12 protein-coding genes are annotated in these 21913 nt (G+C 59.8%); 3 read left to right on the top strand and 9 right to left on the bottom strand.

Going from position 1 to position 21913, the window contains the following annotated elements; genetic code table 11:
* Nucleotides 1–116 precede the first annotated feature (116 nt).
* From PSH64_RS23875 to PSH64_RS23840, 8 genes are all read right to left on the bottom strand, one after another.
* Nucleotides 117–1436 carry an MFS transporter gene (locus tag PSH64_RS23875; protein ID WP_305478896.1) on the bottom strand — a complete coding sequence of 440 codons (1320 nt, stop codon included), beginning with the start codon at nt 1434–1436 and terminating at the stop codon, nt 117–119.
* A 320-nt stretch (nt 1437–1756) separates the two neighbouring features.
* Complete coding sequence (locus PSH64_RS23870; RefSeq protein ID WP_305478895.1) at nt 1757–3091, bottom strand: sigma-54 dependent transcriptional regulator; 1335 nt, start codon at nt 3089–3091, stop codon at nt 1757–1759.
* Complete coding sequence (locus tag PSH64_RS23865; protein ID WP_305478894.1) at nt 3091–4851, bottom strand: ATP-binding protein; 1761 nt, start codon at nt 4849–4851, stop codon at nt 3091–3093. Before PSH64_RS23865 ends, PSH64_RS23870 begins: the two co-directional genes overlap by 1 nt.
* 86 nt (nt 4852–4937) lie before the next feature.
* Complete coding sequence (locus tag PSH64_RS23860) at nt 4938–7721, bottom strand: RHS repeat domain-containing protein (protein WP_305478893.1); 2784 nt, start codon at nt 7719–7721, stop codon at nt 4938–4940.
* A gap of 73 nt (nt 7722–7794) precedes the next feature.
* Entirely contained in the window at nt 7795–10518 is a 2724-nt protein-coding gene (locus tag PSH64_RS23855; protein WP_305478892.1) for an RHS repeat domain-containing protein, read from the bottom strand.
* Nucleotides 10515–15023 (bottom strand): SpvB/TcaC N-terminal domain-containing protein, encoded by a 4509-nt coding sequence (locus PSH64_RS23850; protein ID WP_305478891.1) that lies wholly within the window; start codon nt 15021–15023, stop codon nt 10515–10517. Before PSH64_RS23850 ends, PSH64_RS23855 begins: the two co-directional genes overlap by 4 nt.
* 234 nt (nt 15024–15257) lie before the next feature.
* Nucleotides 15258–16781, bottom strand: a complete 1524-nt coding sequence (locus PSH64_RS23845; RefSeq protein ID WP_007938826.1) for a fumarate hydratase — start codon at nt 16779–16781, stop codon at nt 15258–15260.
* Nucleotides 16782–17025: 244 nt separating this feature from the next.
* Nucleotides 17026–17160: a hypothetical protein gene (locus PSH64_RS23840; protein WP_280523901.1), complete on the bottom strand. Its 135-nt coding sequence runs from the start codon at nt 17158–17160 to the stop codon at nt 17026–17028.
* A gap of 82 nt (nt 17161–17242) precedes the next feature.
* Here PSH64_RS23840 and PSH64_RS23835 point away from each other — a divergent pair, with 82 nt between their 5' ends.
* The 3 genes from PSH64_RS23835 (at nt 17243) to PSH64_RS23825 (ending at nt 20202) form a co-directional block, all read left to right on the top strand.
* Nucleotides 17243–18349, top strand: a complete 1107-nt coding sequence (locus PSH64_RS23835; RefSeq protein ID WP_305478890.1) for a diguanylate cyclase — start codon at nt 17243–17245, stop codon at nt 18347–18349.
* The gene (locus PSH64_RS23830) at nt 18342–19277 is read left to right on the top strand and encodes an iron-sulfur-binding ferredoxin reductase (RefSeq protein WP_105345203.1); all 936 of its coding nucleotides are present in this window, start codon (nt 18342–18344) and stop codon (nt 19275–19277) included. The genes PSH64_RS23835 and PSH64_RS23830 overlap by 8 nt, the downstream gene beginning before the upstream one ends.
* A 175-nt stretch (nt 19278–19452) precedes the next feature.
* Complete coding sequence (locus PSH64_RS23825; RefSeq protein ID WP_105345206.1) at nt 19453–20202, top strand: enoyl-CoA hydratase-related protein; 750 nt, start codon at nt 19453–19455, stop codon at nt 20200–20202.
* A gap of 207 nt (nt 20203–20409) precedes the next feature.
* Here the strand turns inward: PSH64_RS23825 and pyk are convergent, their stop codons facing one another.
* Nucleotides 20410–21861, bottom strand: coding sequence for a pyruvate kinase (pyk, locus tag PSH64_RS23820; protein WP_105345208.1), 1452 nt, complete (start codon nt 21859–21861; stop codon nt 20410–20412).
* Nucleotides 21862–21913: the final 52 nt, after the last annotated feature.

The raw sequence follows: 21913 nt of genomic DNA, 5'->3' as shown, positions 1-21913 counted from the left end.
CCTTCGCGAGCAAGCCCGCTCCCACAGGTTGACCGGGTTCTTTCAGAAGAATGCGGTCTGATGTGGGAGCGGGCTTGCTCGCGAAGAGGCCGGTACTGCCTTCCTCGATGTGCCTGTCAGTCCGTCTCGATCCGCGAATGCTTGCGGGTGTCTTTCATGGTCACGTACACCAGCAACGACACCGCGATGCACGCGGTGACATACCAGTAGTAACCGGTTTCCATGCCGATGCTCTTGAACCACAGCGCGATGTATTCAGCGGTGCCGCCGAAGATCGACACGGTCAGTGCGTACGGCAGGCCAACGCCCAGGGCGCGGATTTCGGTGGGGAACAGTTCGGCTTTGACCACCGCGTTGATCGAGGTGTAGCCACTGACGATGATCAGCGCCGCCATGATCAGGAAGAACGCGCCCCACCAGCTCTGGATGGTGTGCAGGGTGGTCAGGATCGGTACGGTGAACAGCGTCCCGAGAATACCGAAGGCGATCAGGATCGGCCGACGACCGACTTTATCCGACAGCCCGCCGATGATCGGTTGCAGGCACATGAACAGGAACAGCGTGGCGGCGGAAATCGTGGTGGAGTCGGAGATGCTCATGCCGACGGTATTCACCAGGTATTTCTGCATGTACGTGGTGTAGGTGTAGAACGCCAGCGTGCCGCCCATGGTCAGGCCGACCACGGTCATCAGTTCCTTGGGATGGCGCAGCAAGGTGCGCATCGCGCTTTCCTTGGCTTTCTCTTTCTTGGTGAACGACTCGGTTTCTTCCATGCCACGACGCAGATACAGCGCGACCACGGCACACAGCGCGCCGATGGCGAACGGAATACGCCAGCCCCAGGCGTACAGCTCTTCGGTGGTCAGGAAGTTTTGCAGCACGATCAGCACACCCAGGGCGATGAGCTGGCCGGAGATCAGCGTCACGTACTGGAAGCTGGAGTAGAAACCCCGACGTTCCTTGGTCGCCATCTCGCTGAGGTACGTGGCCGAGGTGCCGTACTCACCCCCCACCGACAAACCTTGCAGCAGGCGGGCGAACACCAGCAGGATCGGCGCGCCGATGCCGATGGTTTCATAGCCCGGGCTCAGGGCGATCAGCAGCGAGCCGAAGCACATCAGGTACACCGAGGCCATCAAGGCACGTTTGCGACCGGCCTTGTCGGCGTAGAGGCCCATCAGCCAACCGCCGATCGGGCGCATCAAAAAGCCCACGGCGAAGATCGCGGCGGTGTTCAGCAGTTGGGCGGTGGTGTCGCCTTTGGGGAAGAAGACTTTGGCGAAGTACAGGGAGAAGGCGGCGTAGACGTACCAGTCGTACCACTCGACCATGTTGCCGACAGAGCCGCTGAAGATCGATTTGATCCGGCTGGCGGTGCTTCTTTCTTTAGCCGGCACGGCAGCCGACCCAAGGGGCAGGGCGTTGGAGTTATCCATTGAAGGATCCTTCGTTTAATTGTTTTTGTGGAGCGCGTGTAAACGCAGCCTGCAGGGGCTATAGCAGGAGCTGTGCCAAGGGAAGGAGGGCCGGTTTAGAGGGGGTGGCGGGTTTTGTTGAGCGGAAATCCGCTTATTCAGGATCGGGGGCGAGCGGAAATCCGCTTATTCAGGCATAGGGCTGCGTAGTCAGTGCTGGCCCCTTCGCGAGCAAGCCCGCTCCCACAGTTGATTCGGGGTGCAGGGAAAATCTGTGTTCGCCATAGATCCAATGTGGGAGCGGGCTTGCTCGCGAAGAGGCCAGTTCAGGCACCACCCAATCAGCTGTCCTGCACAAACATCTCCCGGCTCAAGCCATGGCGCTGCATCTTTTCATTGAAGGTCCGGCGCGGCAGTTGCAGTTCTTCAAGCACCGCTTTCACGTCGCCCTTGTGCCGGGTCAACGCCGCGCGCAGGCAATGGGCTTCGAAGGCTTCCGCCTGCGCCGCCAGCGACTGGCCGGGATCGATCCCCGCCGGTTCCGGCTCACCAAGTCCCAGCACCTGGCGTTCGGCGACGTTCGCCAGTTCGCGCACATTGCCCGGCCAGTCGTGGCTCAGCAGATGGCTCAACTGCGGCCCGCTCAACGGTGGAAAGGTGCGGCCAAGGCGTTCGGCGGCACTTTGCGCGAAGAACTCGAACAGCAGTGGAATGTCTTCACGCCGCTCGCGCAACGGCGGCAGGCGCAGCTCGGCGACGTTCAGGCGATAAGCCAGGTCTTCGCGAAAACGCCCGGCCCGTGCTTCATCCAGCAAGTCGGGTTTGGTCGCGGCGATGACCCGCAAATCCACACGGATGCTTTGATTGGAGCCCAATCGCTCAAGCTTCTGTTCCTGCAACACCCGCAGCAGTTTCACCTGCTGGGCCAGCGGCATGCTTTCGATTTCATCAAGAAACAGCGTGCCGCCATCGGCGTATTCGAGCTTGCCGATGCGTTTGCCCTGGGCGCCGGTGAACGCGCCACTCTCGTGACCAAACAGTTCGGCCTCGAACAACTGCTCGGGAATCGCCGCGCAGTTCAAGGCTACGAAGGGTTTGTCGGCGCGGGGACCGAAGTCGTGCAGGCAACGGGCAACCAGTTCCTTGCCGCTGCCGGTTTCGCCACGGATCAACACATTGACCGGCAACGTCGCCAGGTCCAGCACCTGCCGGCGCAGCGTCTGCAAACCACGGGATACACCCAGCAGGGTGGCATCGAGTTTGGCGCGATTGTCGGCCTGTTCGTGCAGGGCACGGTTTTCCAGCACCAGACGGCGCTTGTCCAGCGCCCGGCGCAGGCTGCTCAGCAAGGTTTCCGGGCTGAAGGGCTTTTCAAGGAAATCGTAAGCGCCGTCGCGCATCGCTTCGACGGCCATCGGCACATCGCCGTGACCGGTCAGCAAAATCACCGGCAAATCGGCGTCGCGCCGCTGCACTTCGGCCAGCAGCTCCAGCCCGGTCATGCCGGGCATGCGCACGTCGCTGAGGATCACCCCGGGGAAATGCCTGGGCAGTTGCGCCAGGCACTCATCGGCGCGGCTGAACAGCTGCACCTCGAACCCCGACAGACTCAGCCACTGTTCGACGGCGCTGCGGATGCTGCTTTCGTCATCGACCACCATCACCGAATTGAGCATCAGGCAGCTACCTCCAGATCAATGGGCAACGTCAGGGTGAACACCGCGCCTTTTTCGCCATTATCGGCGCTCAGGCGTCCGCCCGCTTCGTGGACGATGGCAAAGGATACGGCCAGCCCGAGGCCCAGGCCATCACCCACCGGTTTGGTGGTGAAGAACGGATCGAACACCTGGCTCAAATGTTCTTCGGCAATGCCGCCGCCATTGTCGATGACGCTCAGGCGCCACAGTTGTTCATCGGCTTCAAGGCGGATCTCCAGGCGCTTGCAGGGTTTGCCCTGCATGGCGTCCAGGGCGTTGCGCAACAGGTTGATCAGCACCTGTTCCAGACGAATCGCATCACCACGCACCCAGGCCGGACGGGTCAGGTGCAGTACCAGGCTGACCTGTTCATCGCGCAGGCGGGCGTCGAGCAATTGCAGGGCCTGATCCACCACCGCCGCCAGATCCAGCCGTTCGCGCAAACCGCTGGGGCTTTTGCGCGCAAAGGTTTTCAGGTGACCGGTGAGGGCGGCCATGCGCGTGAGCATGTCGTCCACCGGTTTCAACGCCTTGTAGGCCTCGTCGACCCGGCCGTGATCGAGCAGCAGCCTCAGCGTAGCAAGCTGCATGCGCTGGGCGGTCAGGGGCTGATTGATTTCATGGGCGAGGGCGGCCGACATCTGGCCGAGGGCCGCGAGTTTGGCCGATTGCACCAGACCGTCCTGAGCGGTGCGCAGGTCACGGGTGCGTTCTTCCACCAGTTGTTCGAGTTCTTCGCGGCTGCGTTGGCGCATTTTGGCCAGGCGCCAGCGTTGATTGAGGAACAGCAACAGAAACACCAGCGCCAGCCACAAACCGGCAGCGGCGAGCGCGGCGTTACGGCTGTCTTCGAAGGCGACTTGCGGGCGGCGCAGCAGGTGCAAGGTCCAGCCTTCAGTGCTCAGCGGCAGCGATTCCCACAGGTAGTTTGCCGTGCCGTCAGGACCGACGACGCGCGCCAGATCACTGTTGTCGTCAAAACGCTGCAGTGATTGGTAATCCAGCGGTGTCAGCGGTTGTTTGTCGTATTGCCGGGTGGCCTTGAGCTCGGCGTGATCGCTGTCGTTCAACGGTTTCAACAAGCGATAGCGCCAGCCCGGCTGATTGGCAATGAAGATGATCCCGCGCGCATCGCTGACCAGCAGTGTGTCGCTGCCCTGACGCCATTCGCGCTCCAGTTCCGGGAACTCGAGTTTGACCACCATGGCGCCGAGGAACTCGCCGCTGTCGCGGGTCACCGCACTGGAGAGAAAGTAACCGGGAATGCCACTGGTCACCCCCACCGCGTAAAAACGCCCGGTGCCCTGGGTACGGGTCTGGCTGAAGTAAGGGCGAAAACCGTAGTTGTGGCCGACGTAACTGCTGGGCAAACGCCAATTGCTGGCGGCCACGGCCAGGCCGGTGCGGTCGAGCAGTTCCAGGGTCGAGGACTGGGCGGCACCGTTGATTTTTTCCAGTTTGCGGTTCAGTGCGTCCTGTTGCTCAAGCGTTACCGGGCCATCGAGCGCGGCGCGCAACTCCGGGTCCAGCGCCAGCACGGCGGGCAGGGCGCGGTAGCGGTCGATCAGGGTATGCAGGGAATTGGCGTACAGCGCCAGTTGCTGGTTGGCGCGGGCGGCGTCTTCTTCCAGCGCCTGGCGTTCGGCGTGACGCAAGGCGAAACCGGCCGCCAGTGCGGCTCCGGCGAGGATCAGCAAGGTATAAAGGGAAATACGCACTGTACGAGAAGTCGGCAGCATACTGTGGAAAACAGGAAGTGATACGGGCGCGCACCATAACATGCGCGCCCTGTATGGGCAGCGCCACATGGCGTAAACACGATGGTTTACGCCGCGACCCGATGACCTTTTCCATGGGCCCGAACCTTCTGCAGCAGATCGCCCAGCAGGCCAACGCTCTCGTTGGTCTTATCCTTCAAGGCCTCTATTTCGATGCCGCCTATCTGGGTGATGGAAAGGGCATTCGCCTTTTCAATAATGTTGTTCATGCCTGAGGTAATAGCGCCTTGCAGCTCAATGATCCCCTGTTCGAACTGATCCATTTTTTCGTCGGATTTTCCTCTGAGAGCACCGCGTGTTTCATTGACGATTTCCGGTATTCCCATCGCAATGCCTACGCCACTGCTCATTGCGCTCACCGCTTCCGAAGGCATGTGCGCCAGGGTCGCCTTCAATATTTCGCTGGCCGCCATAGTGGTGGCCTCTTTCGTGAGTTTCAATTGCGACTTTTGAGAGCTGAGGTTCATGTTCCTGTATTTCGCTGCGATGTAGTCAGTCAGTTCCATCGTTTTATATTCAGCTTTTTTAATGATTTTATCCGCGGTCAGTTTGCTGGTTTTCAGGTTGACCGAGGCACTGAGCCCTGTGCGTTCAGCCACAAAATCGACTGCCGCACTCACGGCGATTTTGGCGGAAAGTCCGATCGCTACGCCCACCGCGTTGCCGACACCCGGAGCTGCGACGCCCAATGCTTGAGCGCCGAGACCGACAAGGATTCCGGCGCCATAACTGAGGGCTTTCCCTGCCACCAGAACCCCCGTTCTGCGGGCAGTCGATAGCGCAACGGCTGAACCTGAGCCCATCGTCTCAAGTTGCTGGCTGGCGTCCTGAGTGCGGCGTTGGGTAAGCCCTAATATATTGATTTGACGAAGGACATCGCTGGCGATCTGACTTTTCAGATGATGTACCGCACGAGATTGCCTTCTTCGGGCATAGCTTGCGTTTTCCGAAGTGATAAGCCTGTCCATTGCCGCATTGAAATCTGCCACTGTGGGCAATTTGATTTCGCCGTTTATGTCGACAAAACAGACAGGGTTGTTGCCGACGAACACATACAGATTCAACCCGTCCACATCGCCCGCCGGGTCGGGACAGATCCAGCGCCACAACCAAGGCGCGTAATACCGGGCGCCATAGTAATAAAGCCCGCAGCGGTCCATTTCCTTCCCTGAATACCGGATGGTCTTGTAATCGGCCTCCACCTCCGAGCGCGCCGCCCACCACGCCGTACCGCCAAACGGGTAATAAAATTCAAGACTGATCAACGCGCCATGGCGATCCAGTTCCCGTGTGCAGGAACCCAGGTGATCGTCGAGGCCGTAGCGCAGCTGATCCGGTTCCAGATCTAACGGCAGGCCTTTGTCCCAGTGCAGACATCGCACGCTGCCGAAGGCCAGTGGCAACGTGATGACATGCAGCACGCGGCCGTCGTCCCGGGTGTGAATGTCCAGCCCTGGCAGGTAAAGAATCTCATGGCTGTGCGTCAGCGACGGGGTATGGGTGATGTGGCGTTTGCACACCCGTTCGCCCTGGCTGTAGAGGTAGGTTTCTTCATCGTCGGCCAGGCCGTTGCTGTGGCTCAGCAGAGTGACCTTGGCCAATTGATCCCGGGCATTCCAGCTCAGGGGTTGTGCGCCGTCCTGCAGGTAGAGCTGGTTGCCATTGGGGTCGAAGCACTTGTCGAATTCCGGCTCCGGGTCGCCCGGTTTCAAGCGCACGCCACGGTTGCTGCCGGGATCGATACGCAGGTGCAGAGTGAAATGATTGCCGTCGCGCTGATGGCAAAGTTTGACCAGATTGTTACCCGCATCGTAGGTGTAGTGTTCGCGGTAGCCATAGCGGCGACCGGGGTCGATGGGATGGACGAGTTCCGGTAAACCGGGTTGCAGGTGGGGGACTTCTGCCTCGAAACCATTGGCGCTGATCAGGCGGTACAGCGAGTCGTAGGCATATTCCCGCAGGCCCTCGACCCGCTGGTTGGCGAAGTAAACGGTGGGTAACGTGTGATCTTCGATACGCAGGATATTGCCCATCCGGTCATAGCTGTACTGCAGATCTTGCTGCAACGCTTGCTGGGGTTTTCCGGACTTGAGGGTGCAGAGACGACCATCGGCCGGATCGTAAGTCCATTGGCTGCACACACCGTTGCCGGCAATTTGCACCTCGATCTGGCCGGCGGCGTTGTACTGCGCATCCTGCAGAACCGATTGTGGCTGACCGTTCTTGAGTTGCAACATCACTCGGTTGAGTTGCCCGGCGATGTCATAGCGCAAGTGTTGCTGATGCTCCCCGGCGTCGGTCTGGGTCAGTAGGGCGCCCAGCGCGCTGTACGTTCGGTGGCTGACAAAAGTGCCCGAATCGGCAATCGTTCGGCGTTCAGCTAGCGACTGGCCTTGCAGGTTGAAACTGTTGAACTCGATCGCCCCGGACACATCGACTTGTCTGATCAGCTGGCCACGCAGATTGTGAGCCGAATCGGCCGAGGCATCGGCATAGGTGAAGGTGTCGACGTCAGGTTGGCCGTTTTCTTCCATGCTCAGCGGGCGCAATTGATCGTCGTAGGTGTTGCGCCAATGATTACCGCGCAGGTCCCAATGGCGCAGCACTTCGCCGGCCAGCCCGAACAGACTCACCCGCGAGCCCGAGTCCACGCTGGCGATCTGCACGGTTTTGCCTGAAAGGCTGTGGATGTGACGCGTGTGGGGTGTGGGCAGCCGCGCATCCCATTGCTCGGTCAATTGTCCGGCAGTGTTGTAGACGTGTCGGGTGATGAGTGATTCAACGTCGCCACCGGCCTCCGTGCGCAGGTAAGCCACTTGCCTGATCGTCAAGCCTTGACAATCGTTGACTATCAGAGTGGGCGTGCGGAGCGAGATGCTCTGGCTCATTCTGTTCCTCGCCTGTTCAAGCGGCTTTTTTTCGTTGGAGATGCTCGGTTGCCCTAGGACGCAGATCCACGACACGCTGCATCTTCCCTTTTATGACTGTTTCAGTTTTCTCCAGCCGATGACGAGTTCCAGCTGCTAGCGCTATGTGCTCGCCACCGAGACTTTCAAGCTCTTCCAAAGCCGAATCGGATTTCTCTTTTTCAGTATTCAGAAAGTCACTCAGCAAATAGACGCCCTGTTCTACCAACTCAAGATCTCTTGGTCCAAGTGTGTCATTAAGCGCCTCGGTCATTTCGATGCTCAGGCGATATAACGCAAGAAATTTTTCCAGGTGAGTACTTTGTTGTGTCAGCGTATCAGCGGCCCCAATCGCCCCTGCCATCAATATTTCTTTGTTTCCGTCCGTTTGCCGTGGGTTGTACTTTCCTAGAATTTTTTTTATTTCGGTTTTTATGCTAAATGGCTTTGCATCTTCTTCTATATTGCGCAAATCGTAGTCGTCGCCTTTCGGTAGGAGCGAGTATCCGAAAGCGTTCTTCTGGCCGACGCTGTCAATTGCATTACCTGATATATCTGCTGCCACGGCAGCCGCCCCGACACCAATTACAAGGCCTACAGGCACATTGCCTAAGGTCACGAACGTGCCGGCAGTTGTCGCTAAACCACCAACGAGGCCTGCGATGAATGCAGACGCCAAGACATTGACCAATGTAAGCGCAGCCCTTTTACCACTGGATTTGTAGATATCCCTGGTACGGTTAAGGTTGTTGAATTGATAAATCGACTTGTCCAGTCTGGGTTCGACCGCTGTAAGCAGATTTGAGTAGCGATCAATGACAGCTTTCAGTTCATCCGGCGTTCGCTGTTGCCCGTCATCATCGAAATAGTTCGTCGGATTATTCCCCACAAACGCATAAAGATTCAGTCCGTCCACAGCCCCGGCCGGATCCGCGCTTACCCAGCACCACAACCATGGCGCATAGTAACGACTGCCGTAGTAGTAAAGCCCGCATTCATCCATTTCCTTGCCTGAATAGCGGATGGTTTTATAACTGACCTCCAGCGCAGAGCTTGCTATCAGCCAGGCGGTGCCGCCGAACGGGTAATAGCCCTCGTGACTGACTATCCGCGCGTTTTGATCCAGTTCCATCACACTGGAGCCCAAGTGATCATCGAGGCTGTAGCGCAGCTGATCCTTATCGATCGCTTCGGGTTTGCCGCTGACCCAATGCAGGCAACGCACGCTGCCTCGTCCGCCCGGTACGGTAATGACGTGCAGTTCCTCGCCGTTGTCGCGGGTGCGGATTTCCAGCCCCGGGAAGTAGAGCACTCGATGAAAATGGGTGAGGGTCGAGGCTTGCCATTCATGGCGTTTGAACACCCGCACACCCTGGCTGTAGCGAAAGTCTTCTACATCGTTGGGGCCGTCACGTTCAACCAGCGTTGCGCTGGCCAGTTGATCGCGGCTGTTCCAGTGCAAGGGTCTTCCCGGGGCCGAGGCCAGGAGATTGCCATGGCGGTCGAACAACTTGTCGAATTCCGGTGGCGGATCACCCGGTTTCCAGCGCACGCCACGATTGCTGTTCGGGTCGATGTACATCTGGTGGGTGTAACCACCCACTGCACGCTGATGGGTCAACTTGATCAGATTGTTGCCGTCGTCGTACGTGAAAAACTGTTTGTAATTGAGGTGGTTTTTCGGGTCGCTCGGCGAGGGGCGACCCGGCAAGTCAGAGCTCGGGACAGCATCATGCCCGGTGGCGCTGGTCAGCTCGTACAGCGAGTTGTAGGTGAATTCGCGGTGGCCATCGATGAGCTGGTTTTTGAAGAACACCGGTTTGAACGCGAGGTCGTCGATGCGCAACACGTTACCGACCCGGTCGTAAAGGTATTCAAAGAACTGCAGCGGGGCCTGCCCGGGTACACCGGCGCTCATGCTGTTGAGACGGCCATCGGCCTCGTCGTATGTCCAGGTGCTGACCACCTGGTTGCTGGCTTTTTGCTCAATGATCTGGCCGGCGGCGTTGTATCGGGTGTCTTCAAGAACGGGCGTCCAGGCCGCCGTGGGTTCGAGTCGCAGGTGTACCTGACGCAGTTGCCCGCTAATGTCGTAGCGCATCCGTTGCTGATGCTCGCCGGCATCCGTCTGGGTCAGCACCGCGCCGAGCGGGCTGTAGGTTCGGCTGCTGGTGAAGGTCCCGGCCTCGCTGAGGGTTCGGCTGTCGCGCAGCGGTTGGCCGTGCAGGCTGAAACTCTTGATCTCAAGTTCGCCTGAGGGGTCGACTTGCTTGATCAACTGGCCACGCAAGTTGTGGGCGGGATCAGCCGATACATTGGCGTAGATGTTGGCTTCGACCGGGCCCTGACCATGCTCTTCAAGCGTCAGCACACGCAGCTGGTTGTCGTAAGTGGTGCGCCAATGATTGCCGCGTTCATCCCAGTGCTGGAGGGTTTCACCGGCCAGCCCCGCCAGGGTTATCCGCACGCCGGCATCGACGCTGTCGACCTTGACCGATTGTCCGGTCAGGCCGTAAACCGTGGCCAGGTTGGGTCTGGGAGCATCGGCCAGTCGCGGGTCCCGTTGCTCCACCAGCTGCCCGATAACGTCATGGCGTAGCCGGGTAATCAAAGGCTTCACAGTGCCCGCCACATTGCACAGGTAGGCAATCTGGCGTATTGGCCGGCCTCGCGCATCATGGGACGTTATTGCCGGTGTATTGCGGTCGACAGTACTCATCATTGCTTGTCCGCCTTGAATTCTTTCGTGTCTGGCGCGACGTAGGTGTCATTAAAGTCCAGCTTGGTTGTGTACCAGGGGTGGATTTTTTCCAGCGCGATATCCCCTTTGGCGTTGATGACCTTGATAAGGCGCCCCAACACATCGTAGAAACTTTTATCGTGATGGCCGAATTCCTTGAGACAATCGTCGTTGATGTAGCCATAAGCATTGGCGAAATAGGGACGATAGGTTCGTACCGGCAATCCTTTGTTGTTGTATTCCACGCGCTCGCTGATGCGCCAGCGACGCTCGGCGTGTGCAACTGTTGGCTTGCCGTTTACGATCGCCAGTTTGCCTTTTTCCACGACATAGGCATCACCAGGCTCGACCTGTTGCTGGGTTTGCAAGGGGCGGCCGAAGCCATCGACGAGGCTGAGGGCGATCTGGATTTTCGGGGGTTCTTCATCGTAAAAGTCGCGATCGGCGCTCAAAGCGACGCTGTGCACCGGAATGCGAGGGACGCTGACCAGCAGGTCCCACAACGCTTGTTCTGCCGGTGTCCGGGACTTGAGTCGGGCCAGGCGCAGGCGGGCACTGGCGCGCAGGTGCAGGCTGGGCAACACGTAACCTTGCGTGATCCAGTCACCCAGCCACTCCGATGTCTGCCCCATGGAGCCTTGGAGCTGGCCCATCCAGCTGAACAGATCCTTGCGAAAGGTGCTGGCCGCGTTTTGCAGCGCTTCCTCGGGGTATTTGATAGCCGTGTCGGGGCTGGCATCTTCAGGACGGTTGTATTTGTCGATGGGCAGGAAGCCGGCGGGAACACCGTTTTCTGTTCCGTGATAGGTGACGGTGTGCGGACCAGAGGGATCGTAAAGGGCCTCTTCAACGTTGTCGTTGGCATCAAAGATGCGCAGCGCTCGCAGTGAGTGGTAATCGTACTCGACGCGAGTGGTGCAGCCATCCGGCTGCTCGACGCTGAGGGGCGCGAGACAGTAAGCGTCGTATGTCGCTTTGGTCACACCATGGCTGCGGGTTTCGTTGTATTCCATCACCCGGTAGAAGCGTTCGAGGCCTGCATACTCGGCAAAGTTGTAGAGCGCGGACCAAAGATTTTTCTGTTTGTCCTCTTCTTTGTCGGCCTCTTCGTCCGTGCCCAGAAACAGCTTCATGGACAGATAACCAATCTTCTCAAGTTCTGCCCGGATATCGATCGCAGGCGTTACGTCGTCGTAGACCTCCAGCGCTTTCTTGTCCAACTGAGCGATTTCCATTGGCCCTGCCAATGCCTCGAATTGGGCATCGCCATCCGGCAACTCGTCGTTGGTCGTCGTGACGTAGCGTTGCACCGATTGCGAGGTCAGTTCCCGCACAGCCGCCCATTCGGCTGATGCGAACAGCTCGAGAAACTGTCCATAACAAATCTCCTTGGGATCAAGGCCTCCAGCTTCCGATTTCTTGGGCAATACCAGCGCATTGCCGCGTTGTTGATAAGGCAGGCCGAGCCGCCAGCCTTGCGGGTCGAGCAAGTGAATGAAACTGGCGCGGGTTTCGCTCAAGTAGTAGAACTGCTGGGCCCGATCATGGGCATCAATCCACCATGTCCCTTCATCGACATCGGTAAAGGGCGGTTCATCCTCCTTGGTCCTGCGCCGGGCATAACTGACCGTGATGCTGTAAGTCGTCAACCCGATCTCGTCCCGTTTCAAGTTAATGACATGGCGGCACAATGGGTCGTCGATGAAGCGTTCATAGTTGTACGTGATGGTTTCCAGCAACGACACCATCAACACCGCGTCGGGATGGTGTTCGCCACGCTCACGCACTTGGCGAACGATGTAGCGGGACTGCTCAACCAGGTAAGGAGTGGTCGGGTCATTTGCCGCGTAGGTTTCCACTCTCAGCACCGAGCCGGCGAGGGCACGCGCGATGGCGTGGGCCATGGCCTCATCGGCAGGCTCGATGAGTTCTTCGCATTCGTCGCTCGGGTGGTATCGACAAAACAGCGTTTCGCCCAACGGGTGTGCCTCATCGTCATGGTCAAAGTAACCGGTGCAAGACATGTCGATCTGTTTGCCGGTATGAAACCAGGTGCAAACCAATGCCGGTTCGGTGAAGCTTTCGTCTTCATCCGAAGCGGTTTCGCTGTCGGTCTGGTGCAGCCGCCCGAAGCCGCGGAATTCCCGGTCCTGATTGTCGTACCAGGCCTCGAAATAGCTGAAAGACTGATTCAGGCAATTGCCGGTGATTTCGTCGAGCTGGGTTTGTTGGCTGACGACCTGCAAAGCGAAAGGCAGGTATGAAACGGCGTGTTGATTGAGGTCGAGAATTCCCTGTTTTTCATCCAGCCATTCCTGCGCCGAACTGCGGTACACCACCTCCGTGCGGCACCCCATGTTGTTGTTGCTGGCGATCATCAAATACGGTTTGGCGCCGACAAAATCATAGCGCCAGTGCCGGGGTTTCATGTGCGGCACGGTCAGGATCAGGCTGGCGCAACCGAGCCCTTGCAGGTCGGCGAGCGAGACCTGGCACAGGTTGTCGTAACGCACGCCTTCGGGCCAAAGGACAGTGATCGGGTCTGTCGCAAACCCATTGCCGCCCTGGTTGAGGTAAATACAGAAGTCATCCGAGTTCAGATAGATGAGCGCAGGGGCGCCCGAGCCGTTCACGTCGGCGATGCGCACCCGCGCCGCGTCGAAAGTCGCGTAATCGAAGGTCGGGCCTTTGATGACAAAACCCGTACCGAATGTTCCGTGCCCATGGTTCGGCCAGCATTTGATTTCGTCGTGGCGGATGCGGCACAAATCGGTCATGTCGTTGCCCAGCAGGTTGCCCAGAAGCACCAGCTCACTGCGGGAGTCGCTGAACGACGGCAAACGGTCATCCAGCGGCTCATGAGTGACTTCCTCGGGGCTGGCAAATCGATCACGCTGGTTGGCGTAAAGGCGTACAGCGTTGGGACCGATCATTGCCAGAGAACTGAGCCCATCGCCGTTGAAGTCACCCAATTGTGAAAGGGCATGGAAAAACTCCAGCGCAAACGCTGTAAACGGAATGAAGTCTGACCAGGTCCTGTCCGGATTCAGCGTAAAACAACCGCACATTCCGGGTTGAGCGATGACCCAATCCAGACGACCGTTGCCGGTCAGGTCTATCAGGGCCTGATGCACTTGCTTGTTCCGGTCGGCCACCGGGATTTTTTCGAGCGCTGTCCACGGGCCATAGCTGATGCGATCACCACCACCACCGGCCTGGTCACGCAACGGCTCCCGGTAGTACCAGCACTGGTCATAGCGGCACAGAAACCCCGGCAGGCCTTCACCGAACAAGTCGACGCATTGATAGAACTGCCCGTCTTCGATACCAGGCTGGGTGTCGAACGGGAAGAACGGTACCGGCTGTGTATTGAGTTCGAAAGCCGAATAATCGAACTCCATCGGCGGCATGGTTTCCACGGCGCCGCTGGCGTCATACGCCTGATAATGCGCCGCTGTGATTTGACTGTAGGACCAGAGCCCGGTATTGCCCGAGTACTCCAGCAGCAAGCGGCGCACCAGCACCGGTTTATCACCCAGTTCCGGAAAATTGTGGAACATCAGCACTTGCCGGCAGAGGCGCCGAGTGCCCACTTCAAAGCCTCGCCCATAGGACGAAAACGGGTCGTTACGGACCAGCCACGGCTTGAGTGTCGCGCCGTCATAAACCGGTTTCTCAGCCAGTTCCAGCGTGCGTTCGCCGTAATCGAATACCAGGTGAAAGAGCCATACGGGTGGTGCCGGCCTCAAGACACTCCAGCCGTACAACTGGTCGCTTGCGTCAACATTGCCATAAAGCACCCGATGCAAATATCGCTGGGCCCGGTAGTCATGCGGGTCAGGAAGCTCGTTCTGTTCCTCTGACAGGTACTCGTAGCAGATGTGTTCGCCATGGGCGTTCATGCTTTCCTGCAGCAGCCACGCTGCCACACGGAGTGGCGCTTGCGGGTCGGCCACGCGGGAGCTGTGGTCTTTGCCGAAAAGGTGCAGGCTGCCGTCGGCTCCGTGCACCAACCAGAAACCCTCTGGCGTGACGTCGGAATACCAGAATTCGATGAGCTCGAACGTCTGTTCGACCCGCGGCCGATACCGCACTACCTTATGGTTGCCGATGGTTTGGCCGCGGTATTCGCTTACGTCCCTGGCCTTGATGTTGCCCTCGTCATCACGCTCGGGCATCAGTTCTTCGCCCGCAGTGTTGAGGAACACGTCATCGCCCAGATAACGCGGCACGCCCTTGGTGGTCTGGCGGGTGATGGCCGGGAGGTCCACCTGCCAGCAAAGACCGAACATACCGTTTCCGGACTGGCTGCTGTAGCTCAGCGAGAGCTGAGGATCCCAGCCACGGCCAGACGAAATAGGCAGAGGCAATACAAATGAAGCGGCCCCCGTCGGACCCACCTTGCCCCAGCTTTTGCCGATGGTGGCGATCGAAGCACTCTTGGCGATAGAGGGTTCAGTGATACTCAGGGACGCTTGCTCTTCCATGGGGCTGATCCTGTATTGGCCTGGCGCTAGCCCTGGCAACGGTGTCGCTGGATGGATCAGACGCTAACAAAGAAGGAACGCTGCGTAACCTGTCAGATCTGACAGGTTGGGAAGGTTTTTGTAGATCAAATAGTTGTAGTTACACAGTTTTTAATGCCGTTGGCATTATTCGTAAGCAAAAAAAAGCCGGCTCGTCCATACAGACGAGCCGGCCGCATTGGCAAACTGAAGCGCTTACTGCACTTCCACCGCCAGGCTTTCACTGATCTTCTGCTGCCAGATCGCAGGGCCGGTGATGTGTACCGACTCACCCTTGCTGTCCACCGCAACGGTGACCGGCATGTCTTTCACGTCGAACTCGTAGATCGCTTCCATCCCCAGTTCGGCGAACGCCACCACGCGGGATTTCTTGATCGCTTGCGCCACCAGGTAAGCCGCGCCGCCGACTGCCATCAGGTAAACGGCCTTGTGGTCCTTGATCGCTTCGATTGCGGTCGGGCCGCGCTCGGATTTGCCGATCATGCCCAACAGGCCGGTTTGCTCGAGGATCTGACGGGTGAACTTGTCCATCCGCGTGGCGGTAGTCGGGCCAGCCGGGCCAACCACTTCTTCGCGCACCGGATCAACCGGGCCGACGTAGTAGATGAAGCGACCTTTCAGGTCCACCGGCAGGGTTTCGCCCTTGTTCAGCATCTCGACCATGCGCTTGTGCGCGGCGTCGCGGCCGGTGAGCATCTTGCCGTTGAGCAGGACGGTTTCGCCCGGCTTCCAGCTCTGCACTTCTTCCGGCGTGAGCGTGTCGAGGTTGACGCGACGGGCCGACGGGCCGGCTTCCCAGACGATTTCCGGGTAGGCGTCCAGTGGTGGCGCTTCCAGCGAGGCCGGGCCGGAACCGTCGAGCACGAAGTGCGCGTGACGGGTGGCGGCGCAGTTGGGGATCATGCACACCGGCAGGGAGGCGGCGTGGGTCGGGTAATCCATGATCTTCACGTCGAGCACGGTGGTCAGACCGCCCAGGCCCTGGGCGCCGATGCCCAGTTGGTTGACCTTCTCGAACAGCTCCAGGCGCATCTCTTCGATACGGTTCTGCGGGCCGCGTGCTTTGAGCTCGTGAATGTCGATGGACTCCATCAACACTTCCTTGGCCATCACGGCGGCTTTCTCGGCGGTGCCGCCGATGCCGATGCCGAGCATGCCCGGTGGGCACCAGCCGGCGCCCATGGTCGGAACGGTTTTCAAAACCCAGTCGACGATCGAGTCGGACGGGTTGAGCATGGCCATTTTCGACTTGTTCTCGGAGCCGCCGCCCTTGGCCGCCACGTCCACTTCCACGGTGTTACCCGGAACGATGGAGTAGTGGATAACGGCCGGGGTGTTGTCCTTGGTGTTCTTGCGAGCGCCCGCCGGGTCGGCGAGGATCGAGGCACGCAGGACGTTTTCCGGCAGGTTGTAAGCCCGGCGCACGCCTTCGTTGATCATGTCGTCCAGGCCCATGGTGGCGCCATCCCAACGTACGTCCATGCCTACGCGCACGAACACGGTGACGATGCCGGTGTCCTGGCAGATCGGGCGGTGGCCGGTGGCGCACATGCGCGAGTTGATCAGGATTTGCGCAATGGAATCGCGGGCTGCCGGCGATTCTTCACGCAGGTAGGCCTCGTGCATCGCCTGGATGAAGTCAACGGGGTGGTAGTAGGAAATGAATTGCAGGGCGTCGGCAACGCTCTGAATCAGGTCGTCTTGCTTGATCACGGTCATCGAGTCGCGCTCCTCTAAAAGACGGGAACATTCAATAAGGTGCCTGCGGCTTGGGTGCATCGGTCGGTCGCAGACACCTTTCAAGGCACGCCGGGCATGCTGGCGCGACGCTAAAAAGGCGCGGCAGTATACCGCGCATCAAAGGCGGGTACATCCGTTGACAGTCAAACGTTGGTCGCATATCCGATGGTGCGGATCAATAGAGCGCTATCGTGGGAGCGGGCTTGCCCGCGAAGGCGGCGTATCAGTCGACATCATGGGTGAATATCAGATCGCTTTCGCGAGCAAGCCCGCTCCCACAAAGGTTCCCCAGCAAGGTTTCAATGAATCGGGCCATGGTTTTGACGCCAGTTTTCTGCCCCAAAAATTGAATGGTCATTTATCAGACTCGCCACTAAAGTGGCATCCGGCCTGTAGAGTAGGACACTCCGACAGCCTCCTTTCGCACGGTGAGTCAACGATTGACCCATAACGCCATCCAGCGGCTTTTGCTCAAGCGCTTTGCCCTCGCGGCCGGCACCTATGCCCTGGCTATGCTGCTGCTGTGGCTGGCGTTTTTTACCGGTCATTACGATGAGTCCATCGCCGGCATGGTGATCGGCAGCGTGTTGGCGGCGCTCAGTCAGGCCGTGTTGTTCGCGGTGTTTTACAGCGGCACTAACCTGCGCTTTTCCGACCCCAGCCTGACCGAAGTGCAAATACTCCTGGGGCTGAGTTGGCAAACCTGGGTGATCGCTCATCTGGACGAGGCCCGCGGTGCGTTTCTGGTGTTTTACCTGCTGATTCTGCTGTTCGGGCTGTTTCATCTGTCGCGCATCGCTTTTGTGCGTTGCGCGTTGCTGGTGTTTTTCAGTTTCAGCGCCATCACGTTATGGGAGCTTTACCACTTCGAGCTCCACGACCCGACGCAAGCCCTGTTGCAGGTCTGCGTGCTGTTTGTGGTGCTCGGCTGGCTGGTGCTTTATGCCCGTTACGTCCAGGTGTCGCGCCAGCGTATGCGGCAGCGGCGGTTCGCCTTGCAGGCGCATCAGGACACCCTGCGCGGAATGATGCGCCAGCTCGAAGGCCTGGTGGCGACCGATGAACTCACCGGGCTGTTCAACCGTCGGCATTTTCTGCGCCTGGCCTCCCGCGAGCTGAACGCCATGGAAGTCGGTGTGGTGCATGGCCTGGCGCTGATCGACCTCGACCACTTCAAACGCATCAACGATGTTCATGGCCATGCCGCCGGCGATCAGGTGCTGCAAGCGTTCGCCGGAGTGGCCACGGCCTGCCTGCGCGATGGCGATATTCTGGCCCGTTATGGCGGCGAAGAATTCGTGGTGCTGTTGCCCGATTGCGATGCCGAGCGCCTGACGGCCTGTTGCGAGCGCTTGCGCATTGCCTTCATGGATGTCGAATTGGTCGGCCTGGAGATCGCCCACCTCAGCCTGTCGGCGGGCATGACTTTGTTGGAGCTGGGCGATGATCTGGATCACGCCTTGCACAGTGCCGATCAGGCGCTGTACCGCGCCAAGCGTGATGGCCGCAACCGTTGCGCGGCGGCCTGGGAGAATGTCGATGCCTGAGTTACGGGTCGGCGAACGCCAATGGACGGTGGCGGCGGGCAGTAACCTGCTCGATGCCTTGAATCAAAACGGCGTGTCGGTGCCCTACAGCTGCCGCGCCGGCAGTTGCCATGCGTGCCTGGTCAAATGCGTCGAGGGCCTGCCCAGCGACAACCGTCCCGATGCCTTGAGCAATGAACAGCGCCAACAGGGTTGGCGGTTGGCCTGTCAGTGCCAGGTGGTCGACGATCTGCAAATCGAAACCTTTGACCCGCTGCGCGATGGCCTTGCCGCGCAGGTGGTCGCCAGCGATTGGCTGAGCGCCAGCGTGTTGCGTTTGCGCCTGACCAGCGAGCGACCGTTGCGCTATCAGGCGGGGCAGCATCTGGTGTTGTGGGCGGGGCAGGTGGCGCGGCCGTATTCCCTGGCCAGCCTGCCGGAAGAAGACCGCTTTCTGGAGTTCCACCTCGATTGCCGCCAACCGGGGGAATTCAGTGACGCGGCGCGTCGCTTGAAAATCGGCGACCCGATCCGCCTCGGCGAGTTGCGCGGCGGGGCGCTGCATTACGACTCGGACTGGCACACCCGACCGCTGTGGTTGCTGGCGGCCGGCACCGGTCTGGGGCCGTTGTTCGGTATTCTGCGCGAAGCGTTGCGTCAGGATCACCAAGGCGCCATCCGGGTCATTCACCTGGCCCATGATGCCGGTGAGCATTATCTGGCCAAACCCCTGCAAGCCATGGCCGAGGGCCGTGAAAACCTTAGCATCGAGCTGTGGACGGCGGCCGAGTTGCCCGCGGCTTTGGCGCAACTGCGCCTTGTTTCCCGGCAAACCCTGGCCTTAGTCTGCGGAGCCCCCGACAGCGTCGACGCCTTTGCCCGGCGCTTGTACCTGGCCGGTTTGCCGCGCAATCAACTGCTGGCGGATGTCTTTCTACCCCGTGGTTGAGCGCTGATTGCTGTGGCGAGGGGGCTCGCCCCCGTTGGGCTGCGAAGCGGCCCCTAAAAACAGACGCCACCTCGGTGTATCAGACAAACCGAGCGTGCCGGTTTTACGACTGCTTCGCAGCCGAACGGGGGCAAGCCCCCTCGCCACAGTGGATCCTCTCAGATCAGGACACGCCATGCCCGACGCCATCCAGTTTGAACGTGAGCGCGGTTTACTGACCCTGCGCCTCAACCGCCCCGAGAAGAAAAACGCCCTGACCCGCGCCATGTACAGCCAGCTGGCGGAGGGCTTGCGGCTTGCCGACAGCGATCCCGACATCAATGCGGTGCTGATCACCGGCAGCGCCGAGTGCTTCACCGCCGGCAACGACATCGCCGACTTCATCCAGCAACCGCCGGGCAACCTCGACAGCCCGGTGTTCCACTTCATGCTCGGCCTTCTTGAGTGCCGCAAGCCGGTGATTGCCGCGGTAGCAGGCGCGGCGGTGGGGATCGGCACGACGATGCTGCTGCATTGCGATCTGGTTTATGTCAGTGCGGATGCAAGGTTGCGCATGCCATTCGTCAATCTGGGGTTATGCCCGGAGTTCGGCTCCAGCCTGATCCTGCCGCGCTTGCTTGGGCCGGCCAAAGCGGCGGAGTTGTTGCTGTTGGGTGAAGGGTTCAGCGGTGAACAGGCTGCGGCGTGGGGCATTGCGACCGAGGCGTTGGGCAGTGGCGAAGCGGCGATGGCCAGGGCGCGGGAGATGGCGTTGCGGTTCGAATCATTGCCACCGGAAGCGGTGCGCATCAGCAAGCAACTGATGAAAGCGCCGGACCGGGAGTCGTTGCGCAAGGTGATAGAAGAAGAGGGCGCATTGTTCACCCAGCGGTTGCGCTCGCCGGAAGCGATGGCGGCGTTGTCAGCGTTTATCAGCCGGCATTGAAGATGCGGTGACTGGGAGGACACCTTCGCGGGCAAGCCCGCTCCCACAGGTTCTTGTGGTGGTCATGTGAAGGGTGAACAACACAAAACCCTGTGGGAGCGGGCTTGCCCGCGAAGAGGCCCGCCAAAACAACACACATCCTGGATCAGAAACCAAAAAGCCCCGCCATTCACATGGCGGGGCTTTTGTTTTTCAGCAACCGGTCACTCAGACCATCGGGTCGCCAACGTGCAGGATTTTCATCCCGTTGGTGCCGCCGGTGGTGTGGTAGCTGTCGCCCTTGGTCAGGATGACCCAGTCGCCTTTCTCCACGACGCCGCGTTTGAGCAACTCGTCGATTGCAGCCTGGCTGACTTGCTCGGCCGGCAAGGACGCCGGGTCGAACGGTACGGTGTAGACACCCCGGAACATCGCCGCGCGGGCCTGGGTTTCACGGTGCGGGGAGAACGCGTAGATCGGCACCGAGGAACGGATGCGCGACATGATCAACGGCGTGTAGCCACTTTCGGTCAGGGCGATGATCGCCTTCACGCCCGGGAAGTGGTTGGCGGTGTACATCGTGGCCAGGGCGATGCTCTCGTCGCAACGTTCGAACGTCTTGCCGATGCGGTGGCTGGAGGTCTTGCTGGTCGGGTGCTTTTCAGCGCCGATGCAGATGCGCGCCATGGCTTGCACCGCTTCCAGCGGATACAGACCGGCGGCACTTTCCGCCGAGAGCATCACGGCGTCGGTGTAGTCGAGCACGGCGTTGGCTACGTCGGACACTTCGGCGCGGGTCGGCATCGGGTTCTGGATCATCGACTCCATCATCTGGGTCGCGACGATCACGGCCTTGTTGTGGCGACGTGCGTGCAGAATGATTTTCTTCTGAATGCCCACCAGTTCGGCGTCGCCGATTTCCACACCCAGGTCACCACGGGCCACCATCACCGCGTCGGAGGCCTTGATCAGGCCGTCGAGGGTTTCGTCGTCGGCCACGGCTTCGGCGCGTTCAATCTTCGCCACCAGCCAGGCAGTACCGCCGGCTTCGTCGCGCAGTTGACGGGCGTATTCCATGTCGGCGGCGTCACGGGGGAAGGACACCGCGAGGTAATCGACTTCCATTTCGGCGGCGAGCTTGATGTCGGCCTTGTCTTTCTCGGTCAGGGCCGGTGCCGTCAGGCCACCGCCGCGACGGTTGATGCCTTTATGGTCCGACAGCGGGCCGCCGATGGTCACGGTGCAGTTCAGTTCGGTGGCGGTGGCGGTATCGACGCGCATCACCACGCGGCCGTCGTCGAGCAGCAGCTCGTCGCCCACGCCGCAGTCTTTCACCAGGTCCGGGTAGTCGATGCCGACCACTTGCTGGTTGCCTTCGGTCAGCGGATGGCTGGTGGAGAAGGTGAACTGGTCACCGATCTTCAGCTCGATCTTCTTGTTGGCGAATTTGGCGATACGGATTTTCGGGCCTTGCAGGTCACCCAGCAGGGCGACGAAGCGGCCGTGCTTGGCGGCGAGGTCACGCACCAGCTTCGCGCGAGCCTTGTGCTCGTCGGGGGTGCCGTGGGAGAAGTTCAGGCGGGCGACGTCCAGGCCAGCCAGAATCAGCTGTTCGAGAACTTCCGGCGAGTTACTGGCCGGGCCAAGGGTAGCGACGATTTTGGTACGACGGACGGACATGCAAAGACTCCTGAGTTCAAGCGCTAGCAGAGGCTACTATGGTCCGGGGGTG

The sequence above is a fragment of the Pseudomonas sp. FP1742 genome, assembly GCF_030687145.1.
Taxonomy (GTDB): domain Bacteria; phylum Pseudomonadota; class Gammaproteobacteria; order Pseudomonadales; family Pseudomonadaceae; genus Aquipseudomonas; species Aquipseudomonas frederiksbergensis_D.
Note: the sequence above shows the minus strand (reverse complement) of the source record. Positions and strands in the feature narration are given on the sequence as shown.

Bases quoted from the DNA above. Each gene is read 5' to 3' on its own strand.
- PSH64_RS23845 (WP_007938826.1), bottom strand. From the start codon at position 16,781: ATGACCGTGATCAAGCAAGACGACCTGATTCAGAGCGTTGCCGACGCC.
- PSH64_RS23870 (WP_305478895.1), bottom strand. From the start codon at position 3,091: ATGCTCAATTCGGTGATGGTGGTCGATGACGAAAGCAGCATCCGCAGC.
- PSH64_RS23850 (WP_305478891.1), bottom strand. From the start codon at position 15,023: ATGGAAGAGCAAGCGTCCCTGAGTATCACTGAACCCTCTATCGCCAAG.
- PSH64_RS23865 (WP_305478894.1), bottom strand. From the start codon at position 4,851: ATGCTGCCGACTTCTCGTACAGTGCGTATTTCCCTTTATACCTTGCTG.
- pyk (WP_105345208.1), bottom strand. From the start codon at position 21,861: ATGTCCGTCCGTCGTACCAAAATCGTCGCTACCCTTGGCCCGGCCAGT.
- PSH64_RS23875 (WP_305478896.1), bottom strand. From the start codon at position 1,436: ATGGATAACTCCAACGCCCTGCCCCTTGGGTCGGCTGCCGTGCCGGCT.
- PSH64_RS23840 (WP_280523901.1), bottom strand. From the start codon at position 17,160: ATGACCATTCAATTTTTGGGGCAGAAAACTGGCGTCAAAACCATGGCC.
- PSH64_RS23830 (WP_105345203.1), top strand. From the start codon at position 18,342: ATGCCTGAGTTACGGGTCGGCGAACGCCAATGGACGGTGGCGGCGGGC.
- PSH64_RS23825 (WP_105345206.1), top strand. From the start codon at position 19,453: ATGCCCGACGCCATCCAGTTTGAACGTGAGCGCGGTTTACTGACCCTG.
- PSH64_RS23855 (WP_305478892.1), bottom strand. From the start codon at position 10,518: ATGATGAGTACTGTCGACCGCAATACACCGGCAATAACGTCCCATGAT.